Raw genomic sequence first — 18,763 nt, forward strand, 5'->3', positions numbered from 1 at the left:
TTTAGCATATGTAAAGCAAAAACCAGACATTTGTCTGGTTTTATACGGTATCCCGCTTTTCTACTATTAAACCTATCTTGTTCAGGGCACGTTCCAGATTCGCCTCTATCATAATATCCTTCAGCTCCATTTGCAGAGATCGGGCTTTTAATGCTAAGTCTGGATGAAAGCCAGTCAATATAGGTGTTACACCGACAAGCTTCAGTAAAGTTGCTATCTTTAGCAGCGAATTGCTGACAACATGATCAATTTGCGAGATGCCAGATAGATCAATAACTAGATAATCCAAATTCAGATCCTGGCTTTTCTGCAATGCTAGCTGAATGATATTTTCCGCCCTGACATCATTTATAAAACCCATAACAGGCAAAACAGCTACCCCGGATGTAATTGGTACAAATGGCGCCGAGAGATTTTTAATTTGCTGGTTAGCACTATCCAGCTCCAACACAAAAGTTAAAAGAGATGCCATTGTCTCGAATAAACGGACGTGTTCTTCTGTAAATGGAAACGACTTTTTATCCAGTCCGCAAATCGTACCGTAATTATCACCATTCTCATAATAAATAGGAATGCCAATAAAGCTGCCGCCGCCCAAATGTTTCGCTACATCTAGTGATTGTGTCAGTTCGCTTTCTGCCAAGTCAGAAATTATCAATATCTCTTCTCCATGATCAACACTAAGTTTACATAACGTTTCATTATAAGGTAGTGTTTCTCCCTCTTGTAAAAGCTCTTCATTCTGATTGACAACTTTGACAATCTGATTTCGTGCATTGTCATTTTTGGCGATGAAAAGTGTATTGATCTTAACAAATTCACTTATCATATTCAGTACACCTTGAGCCGCTTCATCAAAATCATGAAATAACTTGACCCGCTTTGTCATTTCTGTAACTGTTTTCATTATTTAAGTACCTTTCTCTCTAGTCATAATTCGAATATCAATCTTTTACCCTAGACCACTGCTATTAAAACGTATTTTTAAAAGACATTACAAAAAAGAGAGCGAGACAAAACAAGATTAATTCATCCTAAAAGCGAACGATAACTAGATCCGTACTTTTTAATGCAGTTCTCTAACGACTGCTACTTTCCAACTTTAGCTGTTATCGTCGGACAAGAATGGCTTTTGAAGTAGACACCGACAAGAAAATCGCTATCTTTTTCGAGGAGTCTACGTACTCTGCCTACACGAGTAAAGATTTCCTATAACAAAAATCAGCGTAGAAAATACACGGAGACTCCCGCGGAAGGAGGCTCACCAGCCGCCCGCAGGAAAGCGGCGTGTATTTCCGAAGCGATGCTCTCATCTCGTTTCCAACGCAAAAAATCCAAACAATACTGCTTTTAATTGCAGTATTGTTTGGATTTTTATATAGCTTAAACAGTTATGTCCCAGCCTCTTATCGTTTAATTTGCTTGTTTATATGATTGTGTTAGCTTTTCTGGTTCGTTCGAGAACTTTTGCTCGTCCTGTTTGACCATTTTCATCCAAATTGCGAAACAGCCAATAACACATGCGATTGCAATGAATCCTAATAGGTAGATCATATTTGCACCTCTCCTAAGCATTTGTCATGATTATGCCATGAGAACAAAGGAGAAGGAAACCCTTTGTGACGATGTTCACAAACCGTTCATATTCTAACTGACACAGTTTTGTCACATAGGTTTAATCCGCAATGCGCACTAGATAGCGTCCGCGAGCTTGTCCTTTTAGTAATTGAGGTAATGTTTCCGGAAGCTCATCTAAGGTTACTTCATTTAACACAAAGCTTTCCATATCACCTGGTTTAAAAGCTGTGGCCATTTGCAGCCAAATCTTTTCACGAGTTGGCTTCGGACAATAAACAGAATCTATGCCAAGTAAATTGATTCCGCGCAAAATGAACGGAATAACAGATGTTGGTACACTTGTTCCAGCTGTCAAGCCGCTAACTGCAGCCGATCCATTGTACTTTAGCTGTGTCAGCAAGGAAGCAAGTGGCTCTCCGCCAACAGGATCAACCGCAGCTGCCCATCTTTGACTGGCAATCTGCTTCACCTCTCCATCATAAACTTCATCACGAGAGATCACTCGTGTAGCACCAAGTTCCTTCAGATATTCTGCTTCTTCCGCTTTACCTGTGCTAGCTTCCACTTCAAAGCCCAGTTTGTTCAATATCGCTACAGCAAAGCTGCCCACTCCGCCAGTTGCACCTGTTACGAGAACAGGTCCATTGTCTTTATCTAATCCATTTTCCAATAAACGCTGAACAGAGAGTCCTGCAGTGAATCCTGCTGTACCAATAATCATTGCTTCTCTTGTTGTCATTCCTTCAGGCAGCGCTACAATATACTCGGCTGGTACACGAGCGAATTCACTATATCCGCCATGCCGGCTCACACCTATTTCATAACTTGTCGCAATAACATGGTCACCAGGCTGAAAGCGTTCATCCTCAGAAGAAACTACTTCCCCGGACATATCAATCCCTGGTACCATCGGATAATTTTTCACAATATTGCCATTCGCTATAGAAGCTAAACTATCTTTGTAGTTAACTCCGGAATAGTGAACCTTAATTAGTACTTCGCCTTCTGGTAAATCATCCACTGTAAGATTCTCCACCTGAACCGAAACGTCATCTGCTTGTTTATCTGCTACTAGTGCTTTAAAAGTGTCTGTCATTTTGCATTACCTCCTGCTACTCATACTAGTTCTTTTCCCCATCAGATACAATTTATGTGCACATTGTACGATACTTTGCTACTTTTCCCTTTTCGGCTCCCAGATATTCTATTAAAAATCTTGTCAAGTAATATAGTAAGTCATCTGCTAGTATGATATAATCTCGTGGTTCATCAGTGAAAAAACAACTTAGAAGGGGGTTATCAGATGAAACAAGTAAAACAGCGATTTCTCCGAGACCTGGTATTCCTCATTGCTGGTTCATTCATATTTTCTTTAGCAGTAAACGTATTTGCCATTCCCAGTGAATTGGGTGAAGGCGGCGTAACGGGTGTAACAATTATTTTGTTCTATGCACTTGGCTGGGCTCCGAGTATTGTGAATCTCATTATTAACGGTTTTCTCATTATTATAGGATATCGTTTTTTGGATAAACAGACTATTTACTATACAATTATCGTCATTATTTTAAATTCTTTTTTCTTACATCTAACAGAAAGCTGGCGAATTGCTTCTGACCAAGTACTAGTTAACGCTGTATTTGGCGGCTTATTTGCCGGAGTCGGCATTGGCTTAGTATTAAAAGTAGGCGGCACAACAGCTGGAACAGCTATTCTAGCGCGACTTGCGAATAAGTATCTAGATTGGAACACAAGCTTTGCTTTGCTGTTCTTTGACTTAATCGTCGTAGCAGCATCGTGGTTTATCATTGGTACTGAAAAACTGCTGATCACCGTTATTATGCTTTATATTGCTACCAAGGTGATGGAATTTGTTATCGAAGGCTTAAACCCAAAGAAAGCTGTCTTTATCATTTCGAATCAAAAAGACACCATAGCCCAGTCGATTTCAACTCAGCTTGACCGCGGTGTTACCTTACTAGAAGGACGCGGCTATTATACGCAGAATCAAAAAGAAATCTTGTATGTTGTAATTAATAAACAAGAATTGCTTCCATTAAAACGAATTGTTCGTACGATAGATTCCTCCGCTTTCATCACGCTATATGATGTACGCGATGTATTTGGTGAAGGATTTATGGATATTTCAAAATAACAGCAAAAGCGTACCCATCTCCTGCTTGGTGCGCTTTTTGCTTTTTTTATTGCATTGCAGTCAAAATACTGTGACTATCGATAAAATTACCTAATGAAAGGTAAAACTGGCATTCACCATATAGACAATTTATAATAGTACTTGACGTTTAAAATTAATTACACAAAAAGGAGTTCGGAGCCATTGGAGAAGATGAACATTGGTGGCCTTCAATTCGGTTGGGAACTGGATAAGGGTAGGTTCACTTACGAGAACGAAGATGCAGTACTTTTTTGGATCTCCAGTGCCATGCGGGCATTTTTTGATACCATAGAAGAAATTTCTGGAAAAGAGGCATCTAACCTTGTTTTCGAAACAACCGGTTACCGCCAGGGCGTTGTAGTCGGCGAGTACTTTCAAAACAAGCCGGATGTTGGATTGCATGAAGCTGCTGAATTAATTACGAATACATATGCTTCTGCCGGCTGGGGCAAGACAGCCATTAAAGATCTTGATCCGGAGAAATTCACCTTAACAGCTGAGCTGATTGACAGCTGGGAACATAAGTTAAATGTTTCGCAAGGCAAAACAGAAGGCGGCTCCTTCCTGCCTGCCCATTATGCCGGTATTTTCAGCGGGATGTTCGGAACAAATATATGGTACAAAGTGGAACGGTATCAACTGGAAGGTTACGAAAGCACAATCATCCGTTACTTCCCTTCCGATATTACTGTCACAGAGAATATCCATCAGTTGTCCCGAAGAAAAGAGCAAGACCAAATTGTGGAGCTAGAGGCAATTGTAGAAGATAAAACACGGGAACTGAAGAAGCTCGTCCGTGACTTATCCTCACCGATTATTCCTGTCCTTGATCACGTTGTCGTCGTTCCTTTAATCGGAACATATGATGAAGAACGATCCGAAGAGCTGCTATTCAAAACGCTGGAAAACTTACCAGCATACAAAGCCAATTATCTTTTGCTTGATTTAACAGGGCTTGATAATGATATTAGCAAGTATACGGCAAACTTAATTAGCAAAGTAGGCTCGGCAGCTTCCATGATTGGAACGAAAACCTTGCTAGTCGGCATCTCGCCAGAACTTGGCATGGAAATTACCAGCTCCGGAATTTCGCTAGATGCTTTTGATTGTTTCCAAACATTGCAGCATGGTATTCATTATGCTTTAGGACAAATGGGCAAAAAAATTATGTAAGCACTAACCCTATCACATCGATGTGATAGGGTTATCTTGTATGTAAGACCATTTTAACGAACGGAAACACATTGCCGTTTGTAGACTGATCAAAATGCGCTGTCTCTTGAAATCCGATTCTCTTATATAAAGTTATTGCCCGTTGATTGAATGTCGCTACTGCAAGTGTAATATGATCAGGTCTGTATGTTTCTCGAATAGTTTCCACCAAGAAAGAAACAAATGCATATCCAAGACCTTTTCCCGTAAGATCAGGCCGCATACCAAATCCAATTTCGGCTATGTTGTTTTCCATCATTACTTCGGCAAACCCAACAAGCTCTTCTTCTTGCTTCACAGCAAATACCTTGTCTTTCCGCGCTTCTGGATCTAAAAATAACGCTAAATCTTCTTCATCTTGATCCAAGTTATAGAAACGATACACATCGTCATACTTCCACTCCGCTGCAATATATTCTGCCTCACTCTGTGTCATCGGTATCATTTGGTACATTGTCATTTCTGCCGCTCCTTCTCTGCTTGCCATACTTTTATCATCTGTTGCTGCCTTCTCCGATTGAATAGCTTAAATATAAAATAAACACTAATTACTGCGCTTATTAAAGCTAGGACAATAAGCGCCAAGATTGCTACGGTATATAAAGATACAATCGTCATATATTTCTCCTTCTGTCCTTACCAAAGTTAATTTCATTATAGATTGAAATCCATATCTACACTAGCGAATAATATGGAGGGAAAATTCAATCATTCTTGGACCCATAAAACTTGCTTAGGTGCACGTTTCTATTCTTTTATATTCCGTAAGACTTGCCGCTCTCGGTCATTAATGACAAGCTGTGCAACAAAAAATCCCGGCATCAGCCGGGATTCTCTCATTTATTCGCTTTTTCTTCTGCTCGTTTAATATCTTCTTCTGTTGGCGTAAGCGTGTTTGCAACCCATTCTTCTTTGTACGCGTGGTCAAGTGCAGTCAAGCCTCTTTCCTCTCGCTCAAACTCTGCTTCCGGGCTCGGCATCTTGTCTTCGCGTTCTTTGTCTTGAAGGTTTGACCCAGTTACCTTGGGCTCCTCTTTCTTCTTTTTCAAATAAGAAAAGGTACCTGCTGCGGCTAATGCGACGGTTCCACCTGCTATCAATCCAATATTTGATTTCTTCATTTGTTACTTCCCTCCACTCATTTGTGTTTCAGTAACGTTCTCTAAAGTATATATTCCTTATCTGCGCTTACTTTAAACTACTTTAAGCTTCTTGCTTTAACTCGAATTCTACTAGGTTTTCCCCAAGTACACTGAGAGTTATATGATTATCACTCATATTGATATAGCCGTATTTCGAACTAGAGGTGTCGGTAATACTCTGCCTTAAATTCCCAGGCACTTTCCGTTCTCCGTTTTTATAACATGTATAAATATGATCAATGGTAACGTCCGAAATATGCAAAATATTCTTCAAGTAATAGACTGCTACCGTGTTAAATTTAATATTTGAATTGACTTCATAGCGCTCAAGGAAATCACGGAATGGCTCTACACCGCTTTTACCAAGCAAGTCTAAATCCTTTACCATGCTATAGGAGTCCTTGTTGCGGCGAATAGGACGCTTCTTAATTGGCTGGACACGATTGGAGTCAACTACCGAAATATGCTGCATCGGCTCTGGCTCTGGTTCTTCCATAGTCGCAGCTTCGTAGGTTTGATCACCAAGATAGCTTTTGACCATAATATCGAAAACTTTTCCTTGCAGATTCTCCGGGAACTTTTGAATCACTGTCGAAATACGTTCCATTTCCGCTACTAATTCTTCATAAGACGTCGTCATGATTCCCCTCCTATAGCCTTTTTTTATTTCTTTCTCGATGACAGACAGAATTTCCTGCATGAATTTCAATTTTTCTATATTGAAAGATAACTTTAAATAACTTTCCACAATCCTTCTCTTTTCACACTTCTTCAGATTTATGTTGCTTCTATGTAGAAGAAAGAGCAAATTACTGCTCTTCTCCCCCTGCCTCCTCAGCTGCTTTTTGTTTGTCCCAGAGGCGAAAGAATGGATAATAGATACAAAACGACAATCCTAGAATTATTACCTGCAAAATCGCTCCTGATATGCTGCCGGTTATTAAATATCCCTGCAATATAGGCGGCATCGTCCAAGGGGGTACAATACCAATTGGCTTGGCGACAAGTCCCCAGTCCATGGCGAGATACGTAATCAAGACAGATAGAAGCGGAGTCATGATAAAAGGAACAATTAACAGCGGGTTCATCACAATCGGCATCCCGAATAGTACCGGTTCATTGATATTGAAAATTCCGGGACCAATACTGAGCCTGCCTAGCTGTTTCATTTGCTGACTTTTTGCTAACAGCAGCATGGCCAGAACAAGGCCTAGCGTTGTTCCCGAGCCGCCGATAAAGACAATATCATTTATTTCATTTGTAACAATATGCTGGACTGGTTCACCAAGTTCAAATGACTTCGCATTCTCTGCTGTCAGCGTCAGCCAAATCGGACCTGTTACAGCTCCGACAATCGTTGCTCCATGCAGTCCTGTACTCCAAAGTAATGTGATTAAAAGGAAGATTACCATCGTTCCAACAAGGCTCGTTCCGACAGAAGTGAGCGGCTTCTGGAGCAGCACCGTAATAACGTTATGAATGCTTTCAAAGGAACCAACATTTTCTACTAAAAGTCTTAGCAGCCAAACGGCAATGATGGCAAAGAATCCCGGTATAAGTGCAGTGAATGAGCGCGCTACTGCTGGAGGTACTCCATCTGGCAGTTTGATGACGATATTTCGCTGCACAATAATGCGATAAATCTCTGTACACAATAATGCAATAAGCATTCCGACAAATAACCCTTTACTAGTAAACATCGCTGTTTGGTACGCTGTTTCTGTAATAGCTGCTCCTTCAGGAGTCTTGCCGATCACATACGTAACAAAGGGTGTACCGACAAAATAAGCCGACAAAGAAACTGCACCTGCTGCCAACGGATCAACTTTATAAGATTCGGCAAGCCGATATCCAATCCCAAAAACAGCAATCAATGTCATTAATTCAAATGTACCTCGATACGGATACAGCAAGCTTTCTTTCAGCTGCGGCCTTTCTGCTAAGAAATCTATATAAGGCTGTATTGGGAAGTTTGCAAGTATTAGAAAGAACGAGCCAATAATAATTAGCGGCATCGATAAGATTAGACCGTCACGTAATGCATTCAAATGCCGCTGTTGTGCTACCTTCGCTGCGACAGGCATAACTTTCTCCTCTAAGAACTGGTTTACTTTGCTCATCATCGTACCCCCTTAGCTGAATTACAGCATCTTATGTAAACGCTTACAATTTGATGAAGGGTTATTGCCTAAATATGAAAACACACCTGCAATTTTCATGCTTCTTTCATCCAGTTACAATTCTTGATGCGCTGTAATTCTTATTTGCATTGGCTGCATTTGACTAGTTTAAAATCTATGCTATATATACCTGCACAAAAAAGAGGCGCTCAATTATAGAACGCCCCCGCCTCACACTTACTTATCTTTTTCTTTGTTATGAAGAAGTGCTTCTCCTTCTACATCGATATTCGGCAAAATTCTATCTAGCCATTTCGGCATATACCATGCCGCTTTACCCATTAAGGACATCACAGCTGGTACAATCGTTAATCGTACGACAAAGGCATCAAACAGTACACCAAATGTGAGAGCCATACCAATCGATTTAATCATAGCGTCAGGAGTTACCATGAAACCGACAAATACGGATATCATAATTAATCCTGCAGCAACGACGACCTTCCCGCTATCCCGCATACCTGCAAGAATCGCTTCTTTAGGATCTTGTGTTTGCGAGTACACTTCTCTCATGCGGCTGACAAGGAATACTTCATAGTCCATAGCTAAGCCGAAAAGAATACCAATCGCAATAATCGGCAGGAATGCCAAGATGGGACTTTCACCTGGGAATCCAAACAGATTGATTAAGTTTCCATCTTGAATAACAAACGTTACAAATCCTAATGTAGCTCCGATAGAAAGCAAGAATCCTAGAACAGCCTTAAGCGGCAGCAGGATGGAGCGGAATACAAGAACTAGCAGCACATAAGCTAATCCTACAATCAGCAATGCAAAAATAGGCAGTGCATCGTTCAGTTTCTGCGCTATATCAATGTTGACAGCGGCCGTACCGGTAACAAGAAATTCAATATTCTTATTGGACATGCCTCTCATTTCGTTTACTATATCTTTCGTTTCTTGATCATTTGGTCCTGTTTCAGGTGTTACATTAATAATAAACACATCGCCTGCTTCATTTGGCATTGGCGGTGTAACACTTTTAACGTTGTCCAGCTCACTGACATCTTGACTGAACGCCTGTAGATCTTGCTGCACCTGCTCAGCACTCTCAGCTGCTTCGATTTTTGCTGCAACAATGAGCGAAGCATGGTACCCATCCCCATAAGCATCTGCCAGTATATCGTATGCTTTTCGTTCTGTTGTATCTTCTTGTTTTGCTACTCCATCATCCGGAAGTCCTAATTCCATGTGTGTGAACGGAATCGTAATGACTAGCAAAATGGCTACTGCAAGGAACGTCACAAGCCATGGTCGTCTCGTAACAAACTTACCCCACACGTTTTTGCTAGTTTTCCCCTCTTTATACCCCGTGACCTTCTTCAGAAATATATTGCCATTCGCAGGAGCTATTCTTGAACCAAGCATTCCCAGTACAGCTGGCAGAACAATGATTGATACTAAAACTGCTAGTAAAATACTGATAGAAGCAGCGATTCCCATCACTGTTAAGAACGGGATACCGGTAACTGCCAGCCCTAGTAAACCGATAATAACTGTTATACCTGCGAATACAACAGCACTGCCGGATGTACCAATTGCGATGGCCACGGATTCTTTAACAGCATGCCCTTCTGCCAGCTGTTGTCTGAAGCGGTTCATGATGAATAAAGCATAGTCAATACCAACTGCAATTCCTAACATAGCCGCCAAAGATAAGGATACATTCTGAATATCAAAGAAATTAGATCCTATCACGATAGTCAGCAAACTAATTCCTAAACCGATCAAAGCAGATAGAATTGGCATACCTGCAGCTAGGAAGGAAGTGAATGTGACTGCCAATACAAGGAAAGCAACGACAATCCCAACAACCTCACCGGCTCCGAGATGTGTACCTGAAAACTCTACATCACCTGTCAGCTCCGTCTGAATGCCTTCATCTCTTGTTTGTTCCACTTTATCGGTAATATTATCGATAGAATCTTGCGTTACTTCCTCGGCTTTATTCTCAAATGTTACCGTACCATACCCAATTGATTTATCTTCCGTTAGATTTTGAAGCTGAGCCGGTGTTGCAACAGATACAACATCCGCATCATCTTCTTTAATGCCATTCAGCATATCTGTAATAACTGTATTCGCCTCTTCTGAATCAAGGGTTTCGCCATCCTGCGCTTTGAACACAACTTGCACTTGTGCTCCTGACTCAGCATTTGGGAAGGCATCCCGCAGCACATCATTGGCTTCTTCAGCAGGTGTGTTCGGTATAGACAAATCTTCATTAAATGCAGTGCCCATCTTTGCTGTTACAAGTCCTAAAACAACAAGTAAAGCTAAAGCACCAAACACGATTGTTTTGCGATGGTTTACTGCCCATTTTCCTAATTTATATAAAAGCTTTGCGATTTGAATCTCCTCCAGTTGTGATTGATTCAAGTACAGTTACGTTTCCATATGCAAGCGCTGCTTCTCACAGCTAGATTGACTTGTGTTTTGCATTCCATTACACTTACCCGTAATTAAAGTTAACGTTTGTACTTAAATTTGTAAGTATACTATCGTGTTAAAATTCTTCAATCATCTTGTGATAAATTGAGCATAAAACGAACAAACAGACAGGAAGTGTTAGCTTTTGAGAAAATCAAGGCAAGATAGTTTATATTCACAGCAATATATAATGGAGGCGCTCAGTCAATTGCTTGAAGAAAATGATTTAGAGGATATTACTATCACTGACATTTGTAAGAAAGCAGGTGTAGCACGGGTTACCTTTTACAAGTACTATCACTCTATTTATGATGTCATGAACGCCAATGTTGAAGTTACCGTAAAAAGCCTCATTGAGAGACACGTGATACCGACCCCTTATAAAGATATCCGCGATGTGATTGCTAATATGATGGAAGAGCTGGCTGCCAACCCCACTGCATTGAAGCGCCAAATAGACACAAATATGTCTGGCATACTGCTGGATTACTTCATCTATGCCATCGACAAACTAGCCCAATCTGGTGCATTCTTCAACAAAGATATGGATCGAGCGAGTATATTGTTCGTTGCAGGCGGGATGTTCAGTGTTATTACAGATTGGTTTAAACATGATTTAAAAGAATCTCCGCAGTCTATCGCTGCTAAGATTGCCGATGTTCTGCCAGATGTGGTGCTGAAAAAGGAATAGATGATAAAGCGCAAAAAGATCGAAAATGGTTTTTACCATCCTCGATCTTATCAGCGGCTTATAACAACATACTGCCGATCGTGCCACCGGAATTTTTGCGATAAGCTCTCTATGCGATTATCCTGCCTGAAAGAGCGTTCAGTTTCTCCGGAGATAAACCTGCCTTCTTCCAATAAGATCTCCGTATCACAAGCTGCAATCCTTGGCTGTTCTTCTTCTCCATCGAAACAAGTATATAATTCCACCTTATCGCCGAAATCCAACTTCTCTTCAATAAACCGAAACAGAATCTTATAAGCGAGCCTTTCATCTGGGCAATCTAGTTCGTAAATAAACTTATTCTCAAAGTGCGGGATATACATCTCTTTTTGCCGTTCCACGGTAATACCCACCGCATCTTCTCTTGTCTTGCAGATGAGCCAGTATTTCTTCTTCTTTATCTCACGCACTTGTGCGAAATAAATTTTCTTTAGCATCTCCTCATCTACCTCTTCACTGGGCAGCCAGATTTCGTTTCTTCCATAGCTACCATGCTGCAATCTTTTGTTCACTGCAAGATAATGTTTTTCTGTCACTTATACACCTGCCCCCTCTTTTATATAACACATCATATACAAAAATCATGCTATACTATTTTCACTATAACAAGCTATAACACATAGGAGATAGATTAGATGATTACAATTAATAAAAGCGAAGCTATTCCTCTCTCCAAGCAAATTTATATGTCCTTCGTAGATAAAATTCGTTCTGGACTATTGCCAAGCGGATCAAAGCTGCCAACAGTTCGGCAGCTGGCAAAAGATATTGAGGTAAGCCTTGTTACGGTAATGAAAGCTTATAAACAGCTAGAGGAAGATGGATTCATTGAATTAAGCAAAGGTAAAGGGACGTATGTAAAGATGCAGCTTCAGCCAGAGACAAGTAATCCGGAACAGGATTTTGACTGGCAATTAAGCATTCCCGATTATTTGCATCGTTCCCAATATGCGCGTTTCCAAGATTCAGATGCGAGCTACCATTTCTCGTCTTCTATGATTGACCCTGCTTTGTTCCCAAATCAATATATGGACCAGCTAATTGAACAAGTTTTCAAGCAAAATCCTCGAATTCTTTCCCAATATGGCGGTATTCAAGGCGACCTTGCTTTGCGGGAGAAAATGACACAAAACTTGTTAAAATCTAAGATAGAGACTACCGCAGAAAACCTGTTAATCACTAGCGGTTCCCAGCAAGGTATTGATTTAGTCGCCCGTACTTTCGTCGGTCCTGGTGACGTTGTTATTATGGAGGCGCCGACTTATCCAGGTGCCATTGATGTATTCCGCAGCCGTGGCGCTACTATCTTGACAGTTCCTATTGATAAAGACGGCATGCGTGTCGACATGCTGCACGCTTTATGCGAAAAACATAACCCGAAGCTTATTTACACAACACCGACTTTTCATAATCCTACGGGCACAATCATGCCTCTTCAGCGGCGCAAAGTATTATTAGATATCGCCGAAAGTCATCATTGCTTAATTATGGAGGATGACCCTTTTAGTGATATTTATTTCGACAGAAAACCGCCCTTACCTATTAAATCTCTGGATAAATCCGGGCATGTTATCTATTTAAAAGGCTTAAGCAAGACAATCGCACCAGGATGCCGAATCGGTTTGTTAGCAGCTTCAGGTTCTATCTTTAAACGCTTATATGCTGCTAAGGCAAACATGGATCTTGGCAGCCCGCTGCTTACGCAAAAGGTGATCGTGCCGCTTGTAGATTCTGTGAAGACGGAACAGCATCTTAAGCGGCTGCGAGCTGCCTTAAAAAGCAGACGCGATGTTGTATTGGCCGTTCTAAAAGAGCATGCACCCAGTGGCGTGACATGCTTCATCCCAAAAGGCGGCCTAAATGTATGGATCCAGCTTCCTTCTTGGATTGACAGCAATGTCTTATTATACGAAGCAAATAAGCGTCATGTTTCTTTCCTGACCGGGTCCGCGTGTTTTGCAATTGAAAATGAACACAGCACGTTACGGCTAAGCTATTCCTACGCGAATGAAAAACAGCTTCAAGACGGCGTCATGATTCTTTGTGAGATTATGCGGGCGATGCAGTCAGCAAGCACCTCTTCGCCTACTTTTTAATGAGGTAAAAGCTATCCCTAAACGGATAGCTTTTAACCAAAAAATAAGTCCAGCAAATTACTGCCTTGGGAAGATTTTTTATTATAAAACTCTGAATAACCACATGCTTTACACGAAATGACCAGAAACTGATTGTTCTGCACATCAAATAGCTTTGACAAACCCGTGCCCGTCATAGCAACTTCCTTTTGTGTAATCTCTGAACCTCCGCATTTCACACAGCCTCTTTCAGACATGTTCATCACTTCTTTCTTTTTCTTCTTTCTTTATCATACGAAAGTAGCTTAATCCAGGTTTCAATTTAATCATTGCCAATCCACTGCTTTCCTATAAAATACAGAAAGAGGTGAAGGAAATAAATGAATAAGTTAATAGTTCGTATTCTAATAGTCGGTAATATACTATCTGCAGCAGTATCATTTTATTTTATACGCGAGATGGATTGGAACGATGAATGGGGCGTTTATTTCAAGCCGTTAACAACGGATCAATTATTGATGTTTGTTAGTGTGTTGAATACCGTCCCTCAGCTCTTCGCTATGAAATTGGCTAATAAGCTTAAACATAGAGCAACTGATAAATTTAAGCAAAATCTATAAATTACATACATACACGAAAAAGAGGAGTCAGTCTAATTCGACTGACTCCTCTTTTATTTTCTTCATTTAATTTAACGCTTCAATATACTCTTATAATGAGAAAATGTATCAAAGCTTGCTTTCCCATGATATGCTCCCATACCACTTGCTCCGACTCCGCCGAATGGCAAGTAATGAGATGTCATATGGCTGAGTGTATCATTTATTGCTCCGCCGCCGAATGAAATGCTAGTTAGTATTTCATCTTGCAAAGCCTCATCTTCTGTAAATAAGTAAAGCGCAAGTGGTTTTGGCCGCTCTGCAATACGGTTGATAATATCGGATGTATCGTTGTATTCCATCACTGGCAAAATGGGTCCGAAAATTTCATCCTGCATAATCGGATCTTCCCAAGAAATAGAATTCAAAATTGTTGGTTCAATGATTAGTTGTTCGCGATTTGTTTGCCCGCCTGTCACCAGTGTTCCATTGTCTAAGAAGCCTGCGAGACGGTCAAAATGTCTGGCACTGACAACATGCCCGAAGTTAGGATTTTCTACAATGTTCTCTCCGTACATGCTTGTGATAGCAGCTTTTAATTTAGCTAACAACGTATCTTTTACGCTGCTATGAACTAATAGATAATCCGGTGCAACACACGTTTGACCGGCATTAGCGAATTTACCACGTGCAATACGGAGCGCCGCTTCATCCAAATTTGCATCTTTATGAACAATCGTCGGACTTTTCCCGCCAAGTTCAAGTGTTACTGGTGTTAAATGCTTAGCTGCTGCTTCTGCCACAATCTTACCGACACCTGTGCTGCCTGTGAAAAAGATATAGTCAAAGTCTTCTTTTAACAGCGCCGTGCTCGTCTCTACTTCCCCTTCTACAACGCGGAGATATTCTTCCGGGAAATGTTCATTAATAATAGCAGATAGAACTGCTGATGTTTTCGGTGTTAGTTCCGAAGGTTTTAACACCGCTGTATTTCCACCCGCAATCGCGCCTACTAATGGTGATACGGCGAGCTGAAATGGATAATTCCACGGTGCAATAACAAGGGCACTGCCGTAAGGTTCCGGCTGGATAAAGCTTTTTGCGCCCGCATGCGATTCGGCTGTTGGAACTTCTTTTGTTTCTGCCCAAGATTCTAAGTTATCCAGCGTGAAGTTGATTTCACTTACTACTAAACCAACCTCTGCGCGCTTTGCCTCCATCTCGGACTTGTTCAAATCTTCTTTTACAGCATCCAGAATAGCTTGTTCATTTGCCTGAATAAGTTCTTTCAAAGCTTGTAATGATTTTATCCGAAATTGTACATCCTTCGTTCTTCCGCTTCTGAAGAAAGTACGCTGTTTATTTAAAAGCTCTTGATAGTTCTCCATGGTAAGTCTCCTCTGCAGATTAGGTACATCTAGTAAAACTAGCAAATCTTGCAATATATAATTAATTGATAGCTCAATGATTAGCCGAGGAAAAATATAATATACTGGATAACATATTGCAAGAGATACGACTTACAGGGTAAACAAAAAAGAAGAAGATCTCTGAAGATCTTCTCCTTAATTATGCGCAACTTTTCCAGCCGCGTCTTCTACCATTCTTAAAAAATATCCCATTAATCTTGTATCTTTCGTCAGCTCTGGGTGGAAGGCAGTTGCTAAATAATGACGATCTCTCGCCGCTACGATGCGTCCAGTATCTTCACTTAATATCTCGACACCGTCTCCTGCTTCGAGAATATAAGGAGCTCGAATAAATACTGCTGGAAAGTCCTCCGCTACACCTTTAATGGCAAGGTCTGCTTCGAAGCTGTCCACTTGCCGCCCGAAAGCATTTCGCTCGACGGTCATATCCATCAGACCAAGATGGCTGGATTCTTGATTATGAATCTGTTTGGCCAACAGAATCATCCCAGCACAAGTCCCGAAGATTGGTTTGCCCGAAGCCCCAAAAGCGCGTAACGGCTCCAAGAAGTTGTACCGATCAATCAGTCTGCGCATCGCAGTACTTTCACCACCAGGCAAAATCAATCCATCCAAATCAGCTAGCTGTTCCACACGTTTCACTAGAACCGCTTCAGCCCCAACAGCTTTTACTGTTCGCACATGCTCCGCTACCGCTCCTTGAAGTGCTAAAACACCGATTTTCATGATATAATCTCCTTCCTTTACCAGCCGCGCTCCTGCATTCTGTTTTCTGGAGATAAGCTTGCGATATCAATACCTTTCATCGGTGTGCCAAGCCCTTTGGAAAGTTCAGCAATCAGCTTGTAATCTTGGTAATGTGTTGTTGCTTCTACGATTGCTTTAGCGAATTTCGCTGGGTTATCAGATTTAAAAATACCAGATCCGACAAAGACACCATCTGCTCCGAGCTGCATCATCAAAGCCGCATCAGCAGGAGTTGCCACGCCGCCAGCAGCAAAGTTTACAACAGGAAGTTTGCCAGCTTCACGGATCTGAAGCAATACTTCGTAAGGCGCTCCTATTTCTTTCGCAAATGTCATTACTTCATCCAAGTCCATGGAAGTCAATTTGCGAACTTGCGACTGCACCATACGCATGTGCCGAACAGCTTCGACAATATTGCCTGTTCCCGGCTCCCCTTTCGTCCGCAGCATAGAAGCACCTTCCCCAATACGGCGCGCAGCTTCACCAAGATCACGGCTTCCGCATACGAATGGTACCGTGAAATCACGTTTGTTCAAATGATACTGTTCGTCTGCCGGTGTAAGCACTTCACTTTCATCTATGTAATCCACACCCATTGATTCTAATACGCGAGCTTCTACGATATGCCCGATACGAGCCTTTGCCATGACAGGAATAGATACAGCATTCAATACTTCTTCTACAATTGTCGGATCCGCCATCCGCGCAACACCGCCAGCAGCACGAATATCAGAAGGTACACGCTCCAGTGCCATAACTGCTACTGCACCAGATTCCTCTGCAATTTTCGCTTGCTCGGCATTTACGACATCCATGATGACGCCACCCTTTTGCATTTCTGCCATTCCTCGTTTGACTAAATCTGTACCTGTTTTCGCCATGTTGACTCCCCCTGCTCTTTTTCCGTTGTCGGAAAAGTTTGATAGGTACATTGTACATAGTTAAGGGGTATAACACGCAATAGATGAGTATAACAATGTAACGCAACATTTATAGATCAGCTATGTACTGTTCTTTCTATTAACATGGTCTTTCCAATTGCTTTTGTTAGATTAGCTTGTCCCAATAGAAAAACACCTCAAAGTTTTATTTCGGATAATACAATCCGTTTAAAACTTAAAGGTGTTTTCAGTTTAGGAGAAAACCTCTTTTGACTATTGCTTTCATCTTCTATGGACTTTTGCTTGCACTAGAGTGTGAGAAAGAAGGAGTTACAGTTTAGCATCTAACTTTCGCTGTTTATAGTTACGAATTCAGAACGAAATGAAACGAACTATAACCTGCCTACTCAAATGACCGGTTTAACGACCAGTTCGCTTACATCAACAATATCTGGCTGTTCAAGCGCATACATGATAGCACGGGCAATAGCCGTCGCTGGCAGTGCAATACGCCGGTATTCCTTCATAACTTCCCTTGCCTCGTTGTCTGTAATGCTTTCCGCTAGTTCTGATTCCGTTACTCCTGGCGATACAAGTGTCACGCGGATGCCTTGCCCCGCAGTTTCCAGCCGTAATCCCTCTGATATGGCGCGTACAGCATATTTAGTCGCGCAATAAACAGCAGCTGTAGGACTCACTTCATAGGCGCCGATAGATGCTATGTTAATGAAATGCCCAAATCCTTGTTTTTTCATAATCGGAAGCCCTGCAGCAATTCCATGGAGTACTCCGCGAATATTGACATCGATCATACGGTTCCATTCTTCAATCTTCAAAGATTCCAGCGGAGAGAGCGGCATCACACCAGCATTGTTAATAACAGCGTCCACTCGTCCGAAACGACTTTGTGCTGTGTTAAGAAACTCCTGCATCTGTTCCAAATCTGTCACGTCAAGCTGTTGAACTGCTACAGTACCACCTTCTGCCCGAATATCTGAAGCCAGTGCCTCTAGTCTCTCCACTCGCCTTGCTCCAATTACAAGTTGAGCCCCTTGACTTGCAAGAAGCCGCGCTGCTGTTTTACCAATTCCGCTGCTTGCTCCTGTAATCACAACCACTTTCCCACGAAGTAATGACATCATTTCTTGCTCCCTTCCCTGTTTTCTTCCCGCTTGAGCACCATACCGGCATGGTATAGTACCCCGTTGATGAAGTCTCCGTCCGCAGTAAAACCTGTATCATCAATATATTCGATATGATCGCCTTTCATCGTATAACTTCCTTGATAGGCGCTTTTGCGGTTACCGCGGGCTTCATCGTATCGACCGTTCAGAAGTAACTCATGTCGAATATGACCGTCTGCCGTTACCCACATGCCGACATAAGGATGAGCATTTCTATGTTCTTTTTTCATTACACTATCTCCTTTCACTGATCAAGAATGATACTTGAATGATAATAGAGCCGGTAACAGAAACATCCTCCCGCTACAAAGTTTCTGACCACAATTTCATTATGAATTGTTACGAATAGAGAGCGGTATTCGGAAGCTACATGATGATTGCCTAATCCTCCAATAAACTATA

The 18,763-nt window shown here is 41.5% G+C and carries 20 protein-coding genes; 4 read left to right on the forward strand and 16 right to left on the reverse strand.

Going from position 1 to position 18,763, the window contains the following annotated elements; all coding sequences use genetic code 11:
* Positions 1-40: 40 nt before the first annotated feature.
* From B1K52_RS17200 to B1K52_RS17205, 3 genes are all read right to left on the reverse strand, one after another.
* Complete coding sequence (locus B1K52_RS17200) at positions 41-907, reverse strand: GAF domain-containing protein (RefSeq protein ID WP_077310445.1); 867 nt, start codon at positions 905-907, stop codon at positions 41-43.
* Positions 908-1,413: 506 nt separating this feature from the next.
* Complete coding sequence (locus B1K52_RS18075) at positions 1,414-1,554, reverse strand: hypothetical protein (protein WP_179106599.1); 141 nt, start codon at positions 1,552-1,554, stop codon at positions 1,414-1,416.
* Between the two features lie 121 nt (positions 1,555-1,675).
* Positions 1,676-2,674, reverse strand: a complete 999-nt coding sequence (locus B1K52_RS17205; protein ID WP_077310446.1) for an acrylyl-CoA reductase family protein — start codon at positions 2,672-2,674, stop codon at positions 1,676-1,678.
* Between the two features lie 207 nt (positions 2,675-2,881).
* Here B1K52_RS17205 and B1K52_RS17210 point away from each other — a divergent pair, with 207 nt between their 5' ends.
* The gene (locus tag B1K52_RS17210; protein ID WP_077310447.1) at positions 2,882-3,730 is read left to right on the forward strand and encodes a YitT family protein; all 849 of its coding nucleotides are present in this window, start codon (positions 2,882-2,884) and stop codon (positions 3,728-3,730) included.
* Positions 3,731-3,922: 192 nt separating this feature from the next.
* The gene (locus B1K52_RS17215; protein WP_077310647.1) at positions 3,923-4,924 is read left to right on the forward strand and encodes an STAS domain-containing protein; all 1,002 of its coding nucleotides are present in this window, start codon (positions 3,923-3,925) and stop codon (positions 4,922-4,924) included.
* Positions 4,925-4,955: 31 nt separating this feature from the next.
* Here the strand turns inward: B1K52_RS17215 and B1K52_RS17220 are convergent, their stop codons facing one another.
* The 6 genes from B1K52_RS17220 to B1K52_RS17240 form a co-directional block, all read right to left on the reverse strand.
* A complete protein-coding gene (locus B1K52_RS17220) occupies positions 4,956-5,423 on the reverse strand; it encodes a GNAT family N-acetyltransferase (protein ID WP_256855951.1) in 468 nt (155 codons plus the stop codon).
* Complete coding sequence (locus B1K52_RS18080) at positions 5,420-5,581, reverse strand: hypothetical protein (RefSeq protein ID WP_179106600.1); 162 nt, start codon at positions 5,579-5,581, stop codon at positions 5,420-5,422. The genes B1K52_RS17220 and B1K52_RS18080 overlap by 4 nt, the downstream gene beginning before the upstream one ends.
* Before the next feature lie 218 nt (positions 5,582-5,799).
* A complete protein-coding gene (locus B1K52_RS17225) occupies positions 5,800-6,084 on the reverse strand; it encodes a hypothetical protein (RefSeq protein ID WP_077310448.1) in 285 nt (94 codons plus the stop codon).
* A gap of 82 nt (positions 6,085-6,166) precedes the next feature.
* The gene (locus tag B1K52_RS17230; RefSeq protein ID WP_077310449.1) at positions 6,167-6,745 is read right to left on the reverse strand and encodes a hypothetical protein; all 579 of its coding nucleotides are present in this window, start codon (positions 6,743-6,745) and stop codon (positions 6,167-6,169) included.
* Positions 6,746-6,914: 169 nt separating this feature from the next.
* Complete coding sequence (celB, locus tag B1K52_RS17235; RefSeq protein WP_077310450.1) at positions 6,915-8,225, reverse strand: PTS cellobiose transporter subunit IIC; 1,311 nt, start codon at positions 8,223-8,225, stop codon at positions 6,915-6,917.
* A gap of 237 nt (positions 8,226-8,462) precedes the next feature.
* Positions 8,463-10,634: an MMPL family transporter gene (locus B1K52_RS17240; RefSeq protein ID WP_179106616.1), complete on the reverse strand. Its 2,172-nt coding sequence runs from the start codon at positions 10,632-10,634 to the stop codon at positions 8,463-8,465.
* Between the two features lie 226 nt (positions 10,635-10,860).
* Here B1K52_RS17240 and B1K52_RS17245 point away from each other — a divergent pair, with 226 nt between their 5' ends.
* Positions 10,861-11,406 (forward strand): TetR/AcrR family transcriptional regulator, encoded by a 546-nt coding sequence (locus tag B1K52_RS17245; RefSeq protein ID WP_077310451.1) that lies wholly within the window; start codon positions 10,861-10,863, stop codon positions 11,404-11,406.
* Positions 11,407-11,456: 50 nt separating this feature from the next.
* On the opposite strand, the gene B1K52_RS17250 is transcribed toward B1K52_RS17245, so the two are convergent.
* Complete coding sequence (locus tag B1K52_RS17250) at positions 11,457-11,981, reverse strand: hypothetical protein (protein WP_077310452.1); 525 nt, start codon at positions 11,979-11,981, stop codon at positions 11,457-11,459.
* Positions 11,982-12,080: 99 nt separating this feature from the next.
* Between B1K52_RS17250 and pdxR the strand changes: the two genes are divergently transcribed.
* On the forward strand, positions 12,081-13,541 hold the full coding sequence (pdxR, locus tag B1K52_RS17255; RefSeq protein WP_077310453.1) for a MocR-like pyridoxine biosynthesis transcription factor PdxR: 1,461 nt from the start codon (positions 12,081-12,083) through the stop codon (positions 13,539-13,541).
* A gap of 32 nt (positions 13,542-13,573) precedes the next feature.
* Here pdxR and B1K52_RS17260 read toward each other — a convergent pair whose 3' ends face one another.
* From B1K52_RS17260 to B1K52_RS17290, 6 genes are all read right to left on the reverse strand, one after another.
* On the reverse strand, positions 13,574-13,777 hold the full coding sequence (locus B1K52_RS17260) for a zinc ribbon domain-containing protein (protein WP_077310454.1): 204 nt from the start codon (positions 13,775-13,777) through the stop codon (positions 13,574-13,576).
* Positions 13,778-14,211: 434 nt separating this feature from the next.
* Positions 14,212-15,507 carry an aldehyde dehydrogenase gene (locus tag B1K52_RS17270; RefSeq protein ID WP_077310456.1) on the reverse strand — a complete coding sequence of 432 codons (1,296 nt, stop codon included), beginning with the start codon at positions 15,505-15,507 and terminating at the stop codon, positions 14,212-14,214.
* 177 nt (positions 15,508-15,684) lie between these two features.
* Complete coding sequence (pdxT, locus tag B1K52_RS17275; RefSeq protein WP_077310457.1) at positions 15,685-16,275, reverse strand: pyridoxal 5'-phosphate synthase glutaminase subunit PdxT; 591 nt, start codon at positions 16,273-16,275, stop codon at positions 15,685-15,687.
* 17 nt (positions 16,276-16,292) lie between these two features.
* A complete protein-coding gene (pdxS, locus tag B1K52_RS17280) occupies positions 16,293-17,177 on the reverse strand; it encodes a pyridoxal 5'-phosphate synthase lyase subunit PdxS (RefSeq protein WP_077310458.1) in 885 nt (294 codons plus the stop codon).
* A 407-nt stretch (positions 17,178-17,584) separates the two neighbouring features.
* Entirely contained in the window at positions 17,585-18,316 is a 732-nt protein-coding gene (locus B1K52_RS17285) for an SDR family oxidoreductase (protein WP_077310459.1), read from the reverse strand.
* Positions 18,316-18,591 (reverse strand): Atu4866 domain-containing protein, encoded by a 276-nt coding sequence (locus B1K52_RS17290; RefSeq protein WP_077310460.1) that lies wholly within the window; start codon positions 18,589-18,591, stop codon positions 18,316-18,318. Before B1K52_RS17290 ends, B1K52_RS17285 begins: the two co-directional genes overlap by 1 nt.
* Positions 18,592-18,763 lie beyond the last annotated feature (172 nt).

This window comes from Terribacillus halophilus, assembly GCF_900162685.1.
Classification (GTDB): Bacteria; Bacillota; Bacilli; order Bacillales; family Amphibacillaceae; genus Terribacillus; species Terribacillus halophilus_A.

Coding starts and splice junctions, on each gene's coding strand:
- B1K52_RS17260 (WP_077310454.1), bottom strand. CDS start 13,777: ATGTCTGAAAGAGGCTGTGTGAAATGCGGAGGTTCAGAGATTACACAA.
- pdxS (WP_077310458.1), bottom strand. CDS start 17,177: ATGGCGAAAACAGGTACAGATTTAGTCAAACGAGGAATGGCAGAAATG.
- B1K52_RS17270 (WP_077310456.1), bottom strand. CDS start 15,507: ATGGAGAACTATCAAGAGCTTTTAAATAAACAGCGTACTTTCTTCAGA.
- B1K52_RS18075 (WP_179106599.1), bottom strand. CDS start 1,554: ATGATCTACCTATTAGGATTCATTGCAATCGCATGTGTTATTGGCTGT.
- B1K52_RS17205 (WP_077310446.1), bottom strand. CDS start 2,674: ATGACAGACACTTTTAAAGCACTAGTAGCAGATAAACAAGCAGATGAC.
- B1K52_RS17215 (WP_077310647.1), top strand. CDS start 3,923: ATGAACATTGGTGGCCTTCAATTCGGTTGGGAACTGGATAAGGGTAGG.
- B1K52_RS17220 (WP_256855951.1), bottom strand. CDS start 5,423: ATGACAATGTACCAAATGATACCGATGACACAGAGTGAGGCAGAATAT.
- B1K52_RS17290 (WP_077310460.1), bottom strand. CDS start 18,591: ATGAAAAAAGAACATAGAAATGCTCATCCTTATGTCGGCATGTGGGTA.
- B1K52_RS17285 (WP_077310459.1), bottom strand. CDS start 18,316: ATGTCATTACTTCGTGGGAAAGTGGTTGTGATTACAGGAGCAAGCAGC.
- B1K52_RS17200 (WP_077310445.1), bottom strand. CDS start 907: ATGAAAACAGTTACAGAAATGACAAAGCGGGTCAAGTTATTTCATGAT.
- celB (WP_077310450.1), bottom strand. CDS start 8,225: ATGAGCAAAGTAAACCAGTTCTTAGAGGAGAAAGTTATGCCTGTCGCA.
- pdxR (WP_077310453.1), top strand. CDS start 12,081: ATGATTACAATTAATAAAAGCGAAGCTATTCCTCTCTCCAAGCAAATT.
- B1K52_RS17225 (WP_077310448.1), bottom strand. CDS start 6,084: ATGAAGAAATCAAATATTGGATTGATAGCAGGTGGAACCGTCGCATTA.
- B1K52_RS18080 (WP_179106600.1), bottom strand. CDS start 5,581: ATGACGATTGTATCTTTATATACCGTAGCAATCTTGGCGCTTATTGTC.
- pdxT (WP_077310457.1), bottom strand. CDS start 16,275: ATGAAAATCGGTGTTTTAGCACTTCAAGGAGCGGTAGCGGAGCATGTG.
- B1K52_RS17230 (WP_077310449.1), bottom strand. CDS start 6,745: ATGACGACGTCTTATGAAGAATTAGTAGCGGAAATGGAACGTATTTCG.
- B1K52_RS17210 (WP_077310447.1), top strand. CDS start 2,882: ATGAAACAAGTAAAACAGCGATTTCTCCGAGACCTGGTATTCCTCATT.